This window comes from Pseudofulvibacter geojedonensis (assembly GCF_042675745.1).
Classification (GTDB): Bacteria; Bacteroidota; Bacteroidia; order Flavobacteriales; family Flavobacteriaceae; genus Pseudofulvibacter; species Pseudofulvibacter geojedonensis.
Window position 1 is genome coordinate 268,160 of sequence record NZ_JBHTJM010000010.1, and the last position, 14,978, is coordinate 283,137.

General features: G+C 32.0%; 12 protein-coding genes. 3 read left to right on the plus strand and 9 right to left on the minus strand.

Features of this window, described 5'->3' with window-relative positions; translation table 11 throughout:
* Positions 1–12: 12 nt before the first annotated feature.
* The 5 genes from ACFQ1O_RS13170 to rsfS form a co-directional block, all read right to left on the minus strand.
* On the minus strand, positions 13–312 hold the full coding sequence (locus tag ACFQ1O_RS13170) for an acyl-CoA-binding protein (RefSeq protein ID WP_377716886.1): 300 nt from the start codon (positions 310–312) through the stop codon (positions 13–15).
* A 146-nt stretch (positions 313–458) separates the two neighbouring features.
* Positions 459–1,271: a phosphatidate cytidylyltransferase gene (locus ACFQ1O_RS13175; protein ID WP_377716639.1), complete on the minus strand. Its 813-nt coding sequence runs from the start codon at positions 1,269–1,271 to the stop codon at positions 459–461.
* 1 nt (position 1,272) lies between these two features.
* Positions 1,273–1,875, minus strand: coding sequence for an LUD domain-containing protein (locus ACFQ1O_RS13180; RefSeq protein WP_377716641.1), 603 nt, complete (start codon positions 1,873–1,875; stop codon positions 1,273–1,275).
* 114 nt (positions 1,876–1,989) lie between these two features.
* On the minus strand, positions 1,990–3,924 hold the full coding sequence (gene ftsH, locus ACFQ1O_RS13185; protein ID WP_377716643.1) for an ATP-dependent zinc metalloprotease FtsH: 1,935 nt from the start codon (positions 3,922–3,924) through the stop codon (positions 1,990–1,992).
* A gap of 9 nt (positions 3,925–3,933) precedes the next feature.
* Positions 3,934–4,305 carry a ribosome silencing factor gene (gene rsfS, locus ACFQ1O_RS13190; RefSeq protein WP_377716644.1) on the minus strand — a complete coding sequence of 124 codons (372 nt, stop codon included), beginning with the start codon at positions 4,303–4,305 and terminating at the stop codon, positions 3,934–3,936.
* A gap of 152 nt (positions 4,306–4,457) precedes the next feature.
* On the opposite strand from rsfS, the gene ACFQ1O_RS13195 reads away from it, so the two are divergent.
* Positions 4,458–5,177, plus strand: coding sequence for a biotin--[acetyl-CoA-carboxylase] ligase (locus ACFQ1O_RS13195; protein WP_377716888.1), 720 nt, complete (start codon positions 4,458–4,460; stop codon positions 5,175–5,177).
* Between the two features lie 54 nt (positions 5,178–5,231).
* On the opposite strand, the gene ACFQ1O_RS13200 is transcribed toward ACFQ1O_RS13195, so the two are convergent.
* A complete protein-coding gene (locus ACFQ1O_RS13200) occupies positions 5,232–5,618 on the minus strand; it encodes an SRPBCC family protein (protein WP_377716645.1) in 387 nt (128 codons plus the stop codon).
* A 22-nt stretch (positions 5,619–5,640) separates the two neighbouring features.
* Entirely contained in the window at positions 5,641–6,288 is a 648-nt protein-coding gene (gene pyrE / locus ACFQ1O_RS13205; protein WP_377716647.1) for an orotate phosphoribosyltransferase, read from the minus strand.
* Positions 6,289–6,401: 113 nt separating this feature from the next.
* Between pyrE and ACFQ1O_RS13210 the strand changes: the two genes are divergently transcribed.
* Positions 6,402–7,004, plus strand: coding sequence for an NUDIX hydrolase (locus ACFQ1O_RS13210; protein WP_377716649.1), 603 nt, complete (start codon positions 6,402–6,404; stop codon positions 7,002–7,004).
* A gap of 2 nt (positions 7,005–7,006) precedes the next feature.
* Here the strand turns inward: ACFQ1O_RS13210 and ACFQ1O_RS13215 are convergent, their stop codons facing one another.
* Entirely contained in the window at positions 7,007–8,722 is a 1,716-nt protein-coding gene (locus ACFQ1O_RS13215) for a M14 family metallopeptidase (protein WP_377716651.1), read from the minus strand.
* A gap of 139 nt (positions 8,723–8,861) precedes the next feature.
* Between ACFQ1O_RS13215 and ACFQ1O_RS13220 the strand changes: the two genes are divergently transcribed.
* Complete coding sequence (locus tag ACFQ1O_RS13220) at positions 8,862–10,496, plus strand: SulP family inorganic anion transporter (protein ID WP_377716653.1); 1,635 nt, start codon at positions 8,862–8,864, stop codon at positions 10,494–10,496.
* A 53-nt stretch (positions 10,497–10,549) separates the two neighbouring features.
* On the opposite strand, the gene ACFQ1O_RS13225 is transcribed toward ACFQ1O_RS13220, so the two are convergent.
* Complete coding sequence (locus tag ACFQ1O_RS13225) at positions 10,550–14,875, minus strand: T9SS type B sorting domain-containing protein (RefSeq protein WP_377716655.1); 4,326 nt, start codon at positions 14,873–14,875, stop codon at positions 10,550–10,552.
* Positions 14,876–14,978 lie beyond the last annotated feature (103 nt).

The following is a 14,978-nucleotide window of genomic DNA, read 5'->3' on the forward strand; positions in this document are numbered from 1 at the left end:
AATTAGAATAGTTTATATTGGTTTAATGTGATTGATTTTATACTTAATAAGTGTTTGGTTTACCAGTTTTATATATGCTAATTTTGCCTCGTTTGGAGTTAAGTCTTTCACCTGTAAAATAGCATTCATTTTAAATGCATTTCTAATATCTACAGGATCGTTTGGATTATAAAAATTACTTGAACTTATTGTGGCTTGTTTGTAGTAAGCATAAAATTGCAAGCGTAAATCAATAGGAATTTCAATATTTTCCATTGCATTCGCTGCATCAAATGCTTTTAAAAAACGTATATGTAATTCCTCATCATTCATTTTCAGCACAATTTTTTCTTCTTCTTTTAATTTATACGATATAATAAAGTTAACTAGGAGTCTAAAGGTAAGAATAAATCTTTTCTCGCCCTAAATTTATAGAACTAGTATTGGTATTTTGGGTGTAATTTTTGATAGATTTTTTTTTATAAAGTGTTCGCTAATAACTGTATGTATAAATAAACAAATGGAGATACAAATAAAAGACTGTCTAGCCTGTCTAAAAAACCACCATGTCCAGGTATTAAATTACTGCTATCTTTTATGTTAGCTTCTCTTTTAAACTTTGAAGCTACTAAGTCGCCAATTGTACCAAATGTGGTAATAATAATACTTAAAAGAATCCAATGTATAATAGCAATTTCTTGTACAAAAGAAGCCATAATACAACCCGTTAAAACGCCAAATAACATTCCTCCTATAAAACCTTCAATAGTTTTTTTAGGAGATATTTTTTCAAAAAGTTTTCTTTTTCCAAAATTCTTACCAACCAAGTAGGCAAAAGTGTCATTTGTCCATATAATAACTAAAATACCAAAGATAATATTAGGGTTGTACGATCCAAGTATGCTAGGTGTAATGGCTAGTAAACTAATAGAGCTTATTAGGTATCCTAATGGTAGTATTTGTTTAAAAAAACTCCTTTCCTTCAATCGCTTTAAAGTAAATAATTGATAGGTTAGGTAGCTGTTAACTAATAAGCTTAAAACAGCTAGGGCTAAAAAGGTTTTTTCTTGAGTGTTTATATTTGTGCTAAAGGCAAGAATCCCAAATACAATAATTAATTGAAAATATGGAATGGAGCTTTTTTCTTTTAATAGTCTTTTTAGTTCCCAACAAGAAATACCTCCAAAAATAAATAGAACAGCTGTTAGTACTTGTTGAGATGTGTAAATAGCAACAATAAATACCGTAATATATACTAAGCCAGATAAGGCACGGGTAAGGGTTTCATTCATTTTATAAATCTTCCAGTAGCAGCAAATATAAGTTTTTTGTGCTACTTCCGTAAGTCATAAAATCTTTTTCTTCTAATGTGTGCTTAAAGTGTTTTAAAGTAGTGATATTAGAAGGTATTTGATTTTTATTTTGGTCTTTAATACTTCTTAAACCTTCGCTAATAGTTTCTTTAAGCTGACTGGTAGTAGCGAATAATACAAAACTTTCTGGAAGACTGTCTACTTTATTTTCCTTAATTTGATTTGAAGATATTAATATAGACCCCTTATCTGCAATTAGGCTTTCGCAAGTAGTAAAGAAAAAAGAAGGGTTTTGATTTTCAAATTTTAAATTGAAAGTTTTGAACTTATTCTTTAACTCATCGTTAAAACAAAGAACATTACTATTATTCCAGTTGTTTTCTACTAAAATGTTTGAAAAATTTTGGTTGATCTCTTCATAAGAATCACAGTAAATAAATTTACCGCCATTTTTCATGAAATTTATTGTGAAAAGTTCATCAATTGGGATTTTTTCAGAAGGCATATATTTGCTTCTTTCTTCGTCTTGAGATTCTGTTGAAGCTTGTTTTTTGTTTCTAAATAATTTTTTAAATATTCCCATATTGTGTGCACCGCCTTCTGAGGGTTGAATAGCCTTAATTTCAAAGATAAAAAAAACTTAATTTAAAATGATTCAAATTAAGTTTTTTTTGGTATTTTATAATAAATGTTAAATTTATTCTTCCTCAGTTGAGTTTTTAGATTCTTCATTAAATTGGTTACTTCCAAAAATTTCTTCTAGATCATCTTTAAAAATAACTTCTCGTTCAATTAATCTTTCAGCAAGAATAACTAGTTTGTCTTTCTTTTCTTCTAATAAACTAATTGCTCTTTGGTACTGTGTTTCAATAATGTTTTTAATTTCTTCATCAATAAGTTCTGCTGTTTTTTCGCTATAAGGCTTAGTGAATCCGTTTTGTCCATTAGGGTCGTAATAAGTAACATTACCAACTTTTTCATTCAACCCGTAAATCATTACCATTGCTTTTGCTTTTTTGGTAACATCTTCTAAGTCACTCAATGCTCCTGTAGAGATCTTATTAAATATCAATCGTTCTGCAGCTCTACCTCCCATAGTTACACAGATTTCATCTAATAATTTCTCTGTTCTTGTAATGTGGGTTTCTCCGGGTAAGTACCAAGCAGCCCCCAAAGAACGACCTCTAGGTACAATAGTAACTTTTACTAAAGGATTAGCATGCTTTAAGAACCAGCTTACCGTGGCATGTCCAGCTTCGTGGTAAGCAATAGTGTCTTTCTCTTCTTTAGAAAAGATTTTTGATCGTTTCTCTAAACCACCAACAATTCTATCTACAGCATCAAGAAAATCTTGTTTTTCTATAGATTTTTTACCATTTCTAGCTGCAATTAAAGCTGCTTCATTACACATGTTGGCAATGTCTGCTCCAGAAAAACCAGGAGTTTGTTTCGATAAAAAATCTACATTTAAATCTTTGTCAATTTTTAAAGGTCTCAAATGAACTTCAAAAATTTCTTTTCTTTCTGCTAAGTTAGGTAGTTCTACATGAATTTGTCTGTCAAATCTACCAGCTCTCATTAAGGCTTTATCTAAAATGTCAGCCCTATTGGTTGCGGCTAAAACAATAACATTGTCTTTAGAACCAAAACCATCCATTTCGGTAAGTAATTGGTTTAAGGTATTTTCTCGCTCATCATTACTTCCAGACATAGCGTTTTTTCCTCTAGCTCTACCAATAGCGTCTATTTCATCAATAAAAATAATTGAAGGAGATTTTTCTTTTGCTTGCTTAAATAAATCTCGAACCCTAGACGCTCCTACACCTACAAACATTTCTACGAAATCTGAACCTGATAATGAAAAGAAAGGAACCTTAGCTTCTCCAGCTACTGCTTTTGCTAGTAATGTTTTACCAGTTCCAGGAGGTCCTACTAATAAAGCTCCTTTAGGTATTTTACCTCCTAAAGCAGTATATTTTTCTGGGTTTTTTAAAAAATCTACTATTTCTTGAACTTCTTCTTTAGCTCCTTCTAAACCAGCAACATCTTTAAACGTGGTTTTTACATCTGTTTTTTGGTCAAATAACTTAGCTCTCGATTTACCTATGTTGAATATCTGTCCTCCAGCACCACCACCAGATCCTCCTGACATACGTTTCATAAAGAATATCCACAATCCGATTATTAAAACAAAAGGTAGAATGCTCAAAAGTAAATCTGTAAAAGTTGTATCTTGAGGTTTAGCTTCTAGGTTAAAACTCAAGTTGTTTTCTTTTTTTTGCTGATCTAAATAATTTTCAAAATTTTGTAGATCTATAAATTTTACAGAGAAGTTAGGAAGCTCACTCATAAAAGATGTAAAACTCTTTTGAGGTTTGTATTGTTTGTAGGCTTCCTTTTTTAAAGCGTTTTCGGTTAAATAAACATGAGCAATTCTCATGTTAGGTACAATTACAATCTTCTTAATATCGTTTTTAGGAACATATTCCTTAAACTTAGATATACTTACATCATTACCAGACTTAGAGTCGGTATTCATCATAAAGAAAAGAAGACCAATAAATACTAATCCATAAATCCAATATGAATTAAACTTTAATTTTTTTGGTTCATTATTTTTGTTTTCAGACATAGTATTTTTTTAGTAATTGGTTTGAATAGAAGTTATTTTAGCATCACCCCATAGACCTTCAATATCGTAGAATTCTCGTATGTGTTTTTGAAAAACATGAACAACTACATTTACATAATCCATTAAAATCCACTCAGCATTTTCTGTTCCTTCAATATGCCAAGGTTTGTCTTTAATTTCCTTACTTACTATTTTTTGTATTGACCCTACAATGGCATTTACTTGAGTGTTAGACGTACCATTACATATAATAAAATAGTCGCACACGGTATTTTCTATTTCACGCAGGTCTAAAATGTCAATATCATTTCCTTTTACTTCTTCTATTCCTTTTAGAATTGTAGCAATTAAAGTATCTGTACTTGCCTTATCTTTCGTCATTAAATATGTTTTCTATTCCTTAAATTTAGAATAATTTGATTCAAATTCTATAGTTAAATAGAATTGTGATAAAATTTAACGACAAAAATATTATTTTTTTATCGTTAAACCTTTAGAATTATTATAAGTTTTACATTTGCGTTATCAAAATAATCAAACTCCATACCATTGAATCGACTAATGACTATTTAAAACTAATGTCATTAAACAAATCTGTAGAGGATTTTACAGTAATAGTAGCAAATAGACAAACAAAAGGGAGGGGGCAACTTGGAAGCAAGTGGAAGACTGAAGATGGAAAAAACCTTACTTATAGTGTGTTTATAGACACTTCTTTTATAAGTTTGGATAAGCAGTTTTATTTAAATTGTGCAGTTTCTGTAAGTTTATTTAATGTTTTAAAAAAATTAATGTTGCCTAATTTAAAGATAAAATGGCCAAATGACATTTTGTCTGATAATTATAAAATTTGTGGAATTTTAATAGAGAATATAGTAAAGAATGTCAATACAACTCAATCGATAATTGGGGTTGGGTTAAATGTGAATCAATTACAATTTGAATATAAAAAAGCTTCTTCGTTAAAAAAGCTTACAGGAATACATTATAGTCTAGATGAAATTTTAATTCTTTTGATTACTGAGCTAAAATCTCAGGTAGATCGTTTAAGAACTTATGATTTTAAATTAATTGAGTCTGATTTTAAAAATGAATTGTTTAGATTGAATAAACCATCTACATTTCAAACGCCCAATAAAGAGGTGTTTATTGGTATTATTAAAGATGTTACAGATACAGGTAAATTGCAAGTTTTGTTAGAAGATGAAGAGGTAAAGGAATTTGGGTTGAAAGAGGTAAAACTATTATACTAAAAAGCATTTCTGTAAGATAGAAATGCTTTTTAGTATAATAATGTTTATCAAAAACTAGATAAGTGCTAGTTTTTCTGAAAGTTGTCCAACAAATTTAGTGATGGGACCTTTAACCATCATTGCCATCATAGGATTAAATTGACCTTCAAAGCTCAATTGTGCTTCTGTTTTGGTAGTTTCAATTTCTTTTAAATCGGCAGTTAAAGTAAAAGGTAGTTTGTCGCTAGCTGCTCCTAAAATAACTTTATCTTCAGTTTGTTCCTGTAAACGAAGCTTTATTTCTGGCATTCCTTTAAGAGCAAATAAAAATATATCATCTCCCAGCACTTCAAATTTAGCACCTTCTGGCATTAATTTTTCAAAGTTTTCTACTGACGTTAAAAAAGAAATAACGTCTCCCTTAGCTTGATTTACAATTATTTTGTTTCCTTCTATGTTCATGTGTAATGTTTTTTGATTTTAATTAGCAAACTGTGTTCCATTCTGATGGATTGACACGCCAATTTTCTAAAGTTTTTCTTTCTTCTTCAGAAATATATTTTGTGTCTACTGCTTGTTCTAATAAAGCATCGTAGTTACTTAGGGTGTTTAATGAAACGTTTGCATTTGTAAAATTGTCTTCAGCAATAGCAAAGCCATAAGTAAATAAGGCAATCATGCCTAGAACATTAGCATTATTTTCTTTTAAGGCTTCGACAGCTTTTAAACTACTACCACCTGTGCTAATTAAATCTTCTACCACTACTACATTTTTTTCAGGTTCTAAAAAACCTTCAATCTGGTTTTTTCTTCCGTGTTTTTTAGGTTCTGGGCGAACGTAAACAAAAGGAACATTTAGTTCTTCTGCAACTAAAGCACCAATGCCAATAGCACCAGTAGCAACACCAGCTATTACATCTGGCTTACCATAAATACTTTCTATTTGTTGAGCTAAATTTTGCTTTAAAAAAGTTCTTACTTCTGGAAAAGATAAAGTAATTCTGTTGTCGCAATAAATAGGAGATTTCCATCCAGAGGCCCAAGTAAAAGGCTCTTTAGGCTGTAATTTTATAGCGTTTATTTGCAATAATAATTCAGCTGTTTTCTTAGCGGTGTTGTTGTCTAAAATCATGCTGCAAAACTACATATTTTTTCAGTTATAAATAAATGAATGTAATTAAGAATTGGTATAAAAAGTAAAATAACTTACCTTTATCGACAATCTAACTTTTATAACTCAATAACATGTATAAAATTTTTGTTAATGATAGGCCCATCATTTTAACAAATACAGTTTTAAAAGAAAAAAATTTTAAAATGTTTCTTTTAAAAAGTGTTGATTTAGAGTATGTTATTAGAAAACTACAACGAAATGATTTAAGTGAAGCCTACTTATATCATCCAGATGCAGAAAAACTATTGCCAATGTTTAAAAAACGCCTAGGTTATATTAATGCGGGTGGAGGATTGGTAAAGAATACCAAAGGAGAATTGTTATTTATTGAAAGAAACAAAAAATGGGATTTACCAAAAGGTAGAGCAGAAGGAGGTGAAAATATAGAAACAACCTCTTTGAGAGAAGTTGAGGAAGAAACAGGTGTAGAGAATTTATCGATAGAACGTTTTTTACAAGAAACGTATCATATATACAAAAGTAAAGGGCAGTATAAATTAAAAGTAACCTATTGGTATTTAATGAGTACAGACTTTAATGGTCAACTAGCTCCTCAACTGGAAGAAGGAATTACCAAAGCGGTGTGGAAAACCAACGGAGAAGCTCAAGAAGCACTTGATAATTCTTATGCCAATGTAAAGTTGCTAACTAAAGCTTATCTAGATAGTTTGTAATTTTATTCAATTCTGTAAATAGGATATTGCATATGATTCGTTTCGTAATGATTACTATGCTTATGTATCCAATCTAATTGTGCGTAAGGGTTGTTAGAAAAGCTTGAGTCAGTACGTTTTCTATTCTCAAATTTTTTTTTTAAATCTAAATCATTATTTAAAATTTCTACAGCTTTGTCTTCAAAAACATAAGCAGAAAAATGTTCTTTTTGTTGAAGAATAGTATCGAAAAAGTTCCAGTTAAAAAAAGAATCGGGTGCTTCGGGCTCTAAGGTTTCAATTAAGTAACGCAAGTTTTCGGGTGTGAGTTGAACTATAAAATCTCCTTTTCTAAATTGAATATTTTCTTTAGATGATTTAACCGTGGTGTTGTAATGTTGATAATGTCCTTCGTAAGGAGATTGACGAGTTTGGTAAGCATCTATTTTATACGAAGTTACAGTAATAATAGTATCTTTTTTGATTGGAGTTAGAGCAATATGATTAATGTTTAGCAATTCAATTACATTACTCCAACTATGAGGGATTACATAGCTTTTAGGAATATAAACTGAATTCTTAGGCTTGAAATTATTGTAATAACTAACGGTTTTAGTATAGGGTTTCTTTCTGTTATATAACAATCGTTTTTTACCAGTTATTTTGCTTGTAGGGTAGCTAGCTTCGTAACCTTTAAAATTGAGTTGAGTTATTTTGGTAGAATCTATTTCCCAATCAATAGCATAACGGTTTACCTTGTCTAGAAAGTTATATTGTCTAAACTGTTGTTCTGTTATTTCTTTTGAAAACTGATTAGTAAATTCTATAACAGACTTATTAAGTTCATAGGTTTGAAGAACTCTATCTTTATACGGTTTAAGCATATGAGTTTCTACCATTAATCCTAAACAATCAAATAGTGTTGTATAACCAGTAGAATATCTTGGGTAGTCCATAAACTGAGACCAACCACTTTCTGGAGTAGTTCCCCAAACATTTACGTATGGAGTAATGTCTATGTTTTTTTTAGCTAGAGATTTTTCAACCTCAGGCATCATAGTTTTATTTAAAAACTCACCTAGAGGTCCATTTAGTTTATTGTGTTGCGTAAATAAGTGAGTAAGGGTGTATTGATAATCTGCGCCATTACTAACATGATTGTCTATAAAAACATCAGGTTTAAGTCTATGAAATAACTTTGCAAAAGCTTTAGCGTTTTTAGTGTCAGATTTTATAAAGTCTCTATTCAGGTCATAGTTTCTTGCATTTCCTCTAAAACCATATTCTTTAGGACCATTCTGATTGGTTCTAGTTCCGGTATTTCTGTTTAAACAACCGCCGACATTGTAAACAGGTATAGTAACTATTTTAGTTTTTTCAGGAGATTCAATTTTTCCTTGGGCAAAATCTCTAAAAAGCATCATTGTTGCATCTATTCCGTCAGATTCACCAGGATGAATGCCATTATTGATAAGGATTGTGTTTTTAGTATTGTTGTTTGGCTGATAGGTTATGTAGTGTAAAGGTCTACCACTATCAGTTTTACCAATACTATCAATAGATATTGTAGAATGTTTTTTTGCTAATTCTTTGTAGAAGGTAATGATTTCATTATACGTAGCCGTTTCAGTTCCATTACTTTTTTCAAAAGTAGTTTTAAAATCATAGCTTGAATTTTCTTCTATTGGTTGCTGACAAGCCAAAAGAATAATGAATAATAATAGCAGGAGTTTCTTCATAAAAAAATCTTAAGTACCAAACATACTTAAAAAAATAGAGTTGTTAACTTATTATTATTGTTTAGTTTGTAAATAACCGTACTTTTGCAGGCTTAAAAGATACAGGTGGTTAACTGCTTGGTAACTAATACTTTTTATAATGAATGCATTAATACGTAAACACTCGAAAACAATTAAAAACGATGTTTTAGCTGGAATGACTGTTTCCTTGGCTATGATTCCAGAAGTGGTAGCTTTTGCTTTTGTGGCTCAAATTAATCCGTTAATGGCTTTGTCGGGTGCATTTATGATAGGTTTGATAACCGCAATATTTGGAGGGAGACCAGGTTTAATCTCTGGTGCAGCAGGAGCCGTAGCAGTTATTTTTGTGTCTATGATTGCAGACGGGCATACTAAAGGAATGTTGTTTGATCAGCCAGTTGAAAATATGGGGTTCTTTTATTTAATGGCCTGTGTTATTTTAATGGGAATTATTCAAGTATTAGCAGGTGTTTTTAAGCTAGGAAAGTTTGTTCGCTTAATACCTCACCCAGTAATGATGGGGTTTGTTAACGGATTATCGATAGTCATTTTTATTGCTCAAGTAAAAATGTTTACCCATAAAAAGTTAGAGGTTACTACAGAAGGAGTGAAGAAGTATGTTAGTTATTATATGGAAGGAACCGAGTTGTATATGATGATTGGTTTGGTGTTGCTAACAATGGCGATTATTTGGGGCTTACCTAAGTTAACAAAAAAAGTGCCAGCTGCTTTAACAGCAATTTTGATAACAACATTGATAGTGGTATTTGGAGGTTTAGATGTGAGCACAGTTGGATCGTATATCGTAGAAGGAGGAGGAACTGGTTTAAAAGGTGAATTCCCAACTCCTAATTTAGAGTTGTGGCAAAACTTACCAATTAATGTGGATACATTTATGTTCATATTGCCTTTTGCTTTTTTAGCGGCTTCTGTTGGTTTGATAGAAACCTTAATGACTATGAATCTGGTTGATGAATTAACAGAGACTAGAGGTAATGGAAATAGAGAGTGTGTAGCTCAAGGAGCTGGGAATATAGTTAGTGGGCTATTTGGTGGAACTGGAGGATGTGGAATGATAGGCCAGACAGTTATTAATATTAATAGTGGTGGTAGAGGTCGATTATCTGGTATTATGATGGCACTTACGCTATTATCGTTCATACTTTTTGCAGATAAGTATATAGAAATGGTTCCTATAGCTGCTCTAGTGGGAGTCATGTTTATGATGGTAATTGAAACTTTCGCTTGGTCTAGTTTTAGGATATTAAAGAAAATACCAAAGTCTGATGCAGCAGTATTAATTATTGTGTCTGTAGTAACTGTATTTGTAGATTTGGCTATTGCTGTATTTATTGGAGTGATTATTTCAGCCTTGGTATTTGCCTGGGAAAATGCCAAGAAGATTAGGGCTAGAAAAAAAGTGAAAGAAGATGGAACAAAAGTTTATGAAATATATGGTCCATTGTTTTTTGGAAGTATTCAGGCTTTTAATGAGAAGTTTGATATTAAAAATGATCCTGAAAAAGTAGAAATAGATTTTTTAGAGTCTCGTATATCAGATCATTCAGCACTTGAAGCTTTGTTTAATTTGGTTGAGAAGTATGAAAAAGCAGGAAAACAAGTTAAAATGAAACATTTGTCTGAAGACTGTAAAAACTTAATGGTAAAAGCGTCTCCTAAATTAATGAATGCCATAGAAGATAGTATAGATGATCCTCGATACCATGTAATGGCAAAAGGAGATTTTATCTAAAAAAAATATTCTCGACATCAAAAAAGGCTAGTAAATATACTAGCCTTTTTTGATTATCTCTTAAGAGAAAAATGAGCTCTAAACTCTCGTTCTTCTCCTTGTCTATTTAAGTATTTTACTAAAAACCAATAGTCATCAGAAAAATGAGGAGCTCCGTTATAGGTTCCATCCCATCCTGGACCAGAAGGTTTTATTTGTTTAAGAAACTTACCAAACCTGTCAAATATAAATATCTCTGCATCTGGTTGGCTAGATAAATCCCATATGTTCCAGTAGTCATTGGCACCGTCATTGTTTGGTGAAAAGAATTTAGGGTAATTAACCACTGTAATATCTACAGGTGTTGTTCCGCACCCATTTTTAGTATCTATAACATAAATAGTATGATCTCCAGAAGGGATATTAGTAAATACATTGCTAATCTGTGGCTGTTCATTATCTAATTGATAAATATACTCTCCAAAGCCTCCTGAGATATTTATTGTTACCATTGAATTATCTTCAAAGTAATCAGAAATGATTACATCGGTTTCTGGGTTAACAATAGCTACACTAGAGTGATCTACATCTACTGTAGTAGTATTGTAGCCACAATCTGGAGGAGAGTCAGGTGTTATTCTTATTGGTTCTACAGTGTAAGTGCCTGCTTCATTAGCACTGTAATTTGCTCCAGTGTGAACAAGATTACCATTTAAATACCAATTAACAGTATATTCGGCAGGACTTAAATTAGAAGATAAAATCAACTCATCTCCAGGTGCTGCAATTCCAGTAACTGGATCAACACAAATAATTCCTCCTTGGACCTCTAAGTCTTGCAGAGGATGAATGGTTACAGTAAAAGATTCTTCGTCAGAACAATTGGTGTTTCCAAAAGCAGTAGCGTACACATAGATTGTGTGTGTTTCTATTTCGTTACTAGAATTAATTATGGTGTTATTGGTTATAGGAGATGTTCCGTTAGCTTGACTAAAGTAACTAGCATTATAGCTAGAATTGTCAAGGGATGGTAATGTGTAACTACCACAAACAGTTTCATTGGAAAAACTTGGTAAGTTAGGAGTCTCTGTTAAGGTTATGGTAAATGAGGTTTGACTTTCACAAACTACTCTGTCTTCGTTGTATGCGTATACATAAACTGGATTTGGTGCTGGAGAGTTGATAGTAAAAGTGGTGCCAGTTGCAATCTCATCTGCAGGGTTAGGAGGAAAAGTTTGCTGTTGTGAATAATAACTACCTATTGATAAAGGAGGAAGTGTATAGCTATCACATTCATTAACATCTTCTATAGTACCTACATTTACGCCTAAAACATTTATAGTTAGAGTAGTCTCATTTGTACAACCAGCTAAATCATTCCATTCATTAAATATATATAAAGTAGTTATTTCTGTTATTACTTCTCCTGCTTGAACTATGTCTCCCTGGCCATTAGGCTCGGTGTAATAATTACCATTTGTTAAAGAAACCAAAGTATAAGGGTCGCATTGGTAAACATCTGCTAAGTTGTCTATTGCTGGTAGAGGTCTTATTTCTACTGTAAAAGAACTAGGGGGACTATCACATCCATTAACTTGATTATAAATATGTATAGTGTTTATATTTCCTGTACCTGGGTTTAATGTACCTAAACCATTACTATATTCTAAGTCTCCACTAGTATTGTTAAGAGAAATTATAGTACCTTGAGGAATTAGGGTTCCTTGTCCGCTAGCTTCAGTATAGTAATTACCATTTGTTAGAGTAGGTAATGTGTAAGAATCTGTAGTACATCTCACTATGTTATCACTAGTATCTACAGGAGGGATAGGGTTTATAGTTAATGTAAAAAACATATTTGTGGTACAATTAACTGTATTTTCTGTATCGGGAGCAAAAACGTAAATATCGTCTGTGTTGCCAGTAATAGTAATGTTTATTCCTTCAAAGACCAAATCACCATTTTCATTTAAATTAATGGTCGTTCCTTGAGGTATTACGATTCCCTGCCCATTGGCTTCAAAGTAATATTCTCCAACTTCTAAATCAGGTAAGGTGTATGAGCCACACTCCGTTAAGTTAGGAGGGTTGTTAATAATTGTGACAACAAAACTACTCGTACTTGTACAAGTATGTATTATTGGATCTCCAGCTAAATTGGTAGTGTTGTTATCTTCAGTGTTGGTTATAGTAATAGTTTGAGAGCTAGTAATATTGTCTCCCGCATTATACCCACTATACGTACCATTAGTTAAAGCAGGTAAGGTGTAACTTAAGCATGTAGTTACATCTTCAGGCTCGTCAACCGGAGGGCTAGCAAAAATGCTAATAGGAAAAGGAATTTCTACACAAAATACGCCATTTATTTCTGCGTAATAATAAATAGTATCTGTGTTTCCTGAAACTGTTATGCCAAGTCCTTGGTATTCTAAATCTCCATTTTGATTAATACTAATAACTGTACCTTCAGGAATTAAAGTGCCTCCTTGAGATGCTTCTGTGTAAAAGTTGCTATCAACTCCTTCTAATGGAGGAGGAATTACCATTTGGTCACAATAATTTATTGGAATAGTATAATCTTCTATGATATGAACTAAAAAATCACTTTCATTTTCACATCCATTATCATCAATAATGTAAACGTAATAAGTTCCTCCAACATCGATTATATCGTTTGGGTTGAGTTGTTGTCCTCCACCATTAGGACCTCCTGAAGCATTGTAATATGATTCATTAGCTTGTAGGTTATCTGGAAGAGTATACTGGCTACAAACAACTACATCTGGTTGTTCGGTTACCGATGGTAGTGGATTTATTATAATATCAAAAGAAGTGATGTCAAAACAAGAAGTGTTATTAGCGTTTTCTACTCGTACCCATATAGTAATAGATCCGTTTATAGAAGTACTGTCTATAGAATTACCTATAGTGTTTTGATTGTTCTGAGCATCAGTTTGAGATGTAAAGTAAATTACATTATGGCCTGCAGGTGCTAATCCATTTAATATTTGATTGTTTTGAGTAGTTAAATCTATTAGACCAGTTACTCCATCACAAAGTTCAATGTCGTCAGGATTGTCATTGGCATCTGGGGCATCACTTAATAATAAATCAAAAGTTAAATTAGCATTACAATAATTGTTATTGTTGATATTTTTAATTTTTATAATAATTTCTTCAGGGTTACCGTTGTTAGAATAGTTGGTAACCTGGTTGACAGGGATTGGGTTTCCTGGATAAGTGTTTGTAGAGTTATTATAATATTCAATTTCGTAAATAGCGGGGTCTAACCCTAAAGAAGTTAAATCGTTTTGAGTTAGATTGAATGAATATGAAGAGGCGCCTGTATCACAATTAAATAAATCTGACGGAGTGTTGTAGCTCAAGTCAGTTATTATAATCTCATCTTGAATGATGCAATTGGTGTTGTTTTTGGTGGCAGATACGGCATAAGTTCCTGCTGATGTAATTGTTAACGTATTAGAAGTTTCTGTAGATGGATTACCATTTTCTGTCCATACATGTGTGTATTCGTTTTCGTCTAGCCCTGTTGTTATAATTAATTGATCTCCATCACAAAGTTGTTGATCGTTTCCTAGATCTATACTTGTGGTAAAAGAACCTGAATCAATAAAAACAGCTGAATCAAAATCTTGATTATTAAAGTCACCAATAGCCAATCTAATTCTATATGGGTTGCCTGGTATTAAAGAAGAGGAAGCACTCATAGTAGTAGTGTAACCTCTCATATTAATTGTAGATGCGGCAGGGTTGTTTACATTATAAGTGTCGAATAAGTTAGCATTTTCTGAAGTACAACCATTATTGTGTGCATTATCACGAACGGTAGTAACAGTAACAGGAGTTGTAGTGCCGGGTATAACAGCTAAATTAGTGGTGGTGTTAGTGTTTAAGTCTGTTATTAAAAAAGCAAAAACATCGCTAAATCCGCATTGCCACTGACCGTATTCGTTAGATGCAAAGATGAAATTAAAATTAAAATCACTTGATATAGGTGTAAAATCAAACTGTAAAAAAGCAGTATCGGTAATAGTACCATTTTGTCCAGAAACAGCATCAGCAATGGCATCTAAATCCGGGTCATTCACATTGTTGATAGAGCTGCTTAAATTGGTGTCTGTGTACATACCAGCTGTATGAGCTGCAATACCCGATCGGATAATTATACCCTCTGATAAAGGGAAAGTACCATTATTATTGTTAAAGTAAGCTACAGATTGCGCAGAAGAATACGCAGCATTTTCAGGATCTATACAGGATCCGTTAAGTAGTAAGTTTGCTAAGTCTGTAGCATTATATGTACTATCATCTACAGATACTGTTTGGGAATACCCAAGACAGCTTAGCAATAAAAAGAAGTAAAAGATTTTTTGGGGCATATTTACTGTTTTTTTTGCGACTAATAATTCAGGTTTTAAATATACTATAAGGTAGTAATAAAAGCGTATATCTTGAATGATAATTAAAAGTTTTTAGTCTAAT

What these genes read in the sequence shown, in the direction of transcription:
- ACFQ1O_RS13170 (WP_377716886.1), bottom strand. Translation starts at nt 312, where the DNA reads ATGAATGATGAGGAATTACATATACGTTTTTTAAAAGCATTTGATGCA.
- ACFQ1O_RS13180 (WP_377716641.1), bottom strand. Translation starts at nt 1,875, where the DNA reads ATGGGAATATTTAAAAAATTATTTAGAAACAAAAAACAAGCTTCAACA.
- ACFQ1O_RS13210 (WP_377716649.1), top strand. Translation starts at nt 6,402, where the DNA reads ATGTATAAAATTTTTGTTAATGATAGGCCCATCATTTTAACAAATACA.
- rsfS (WP_377716644.1), bottom strand. Translation starts at nt 4,305, where the DNA reads ATGACGAAAGATAAGGCAAGTACAGATACTTTAATTGCTACAATTCTA.
- ACFQ1O_RS13215 (WP_377716651.1), bottom strand. Translation starts at nt 8,722, where the DNA reads ATGAAGAAACTCCTGCTATTATTATTCATTATTCTTTTGGCTTGTCAG.
- ACFQ1O_RS13220 (WP_377716653.1), top strand. Translation starts at nt 8,862, where the DNA reads ATGAATGCATTAATACGTAAACACTCGAAAACAATTAAAAACGATGTT.
- pyrE (WP_377716647.1), bottom strand. Translation starts at nt 6,288, where the DNA reads ATGATTTTAGACAACAACACCGCTAAGAAAACAGCTGAATTATTATTG.
- ACFQ1O_RS13200 (WP_377716645.1), bottom strand. Translation starts at nt 5,618, where the DNA reads ATGAACATAGAAGGAAACAAAATAATTGTAAATCAAGCTAAGGGAGAC.
- ACFQ1O_RS13225 (WP_377716655.1), bottom strand. Translation starts at nt 14,875, where the DNA reads ATGCCCCAAAAAATCTTTTACTTCTTTTTATTGCTAAGCTGTCTTGGG.
- ftsH (WP_377716643.1), bottom strand. Translation starts at nt 3,924, where the DNA reads ATGTCTGAAAACAAAAATAATGAACCAAAAAAATTAAAGTTTAATTCA.
- ACFQ1O_RS13175 (WP_377716639.1), bottom strand. Translation starts at nt 1,271, where the DNA reads ATGAATGAAACCCTTACCCGTGCCTTATCTGGCTTAGTATATATTACG.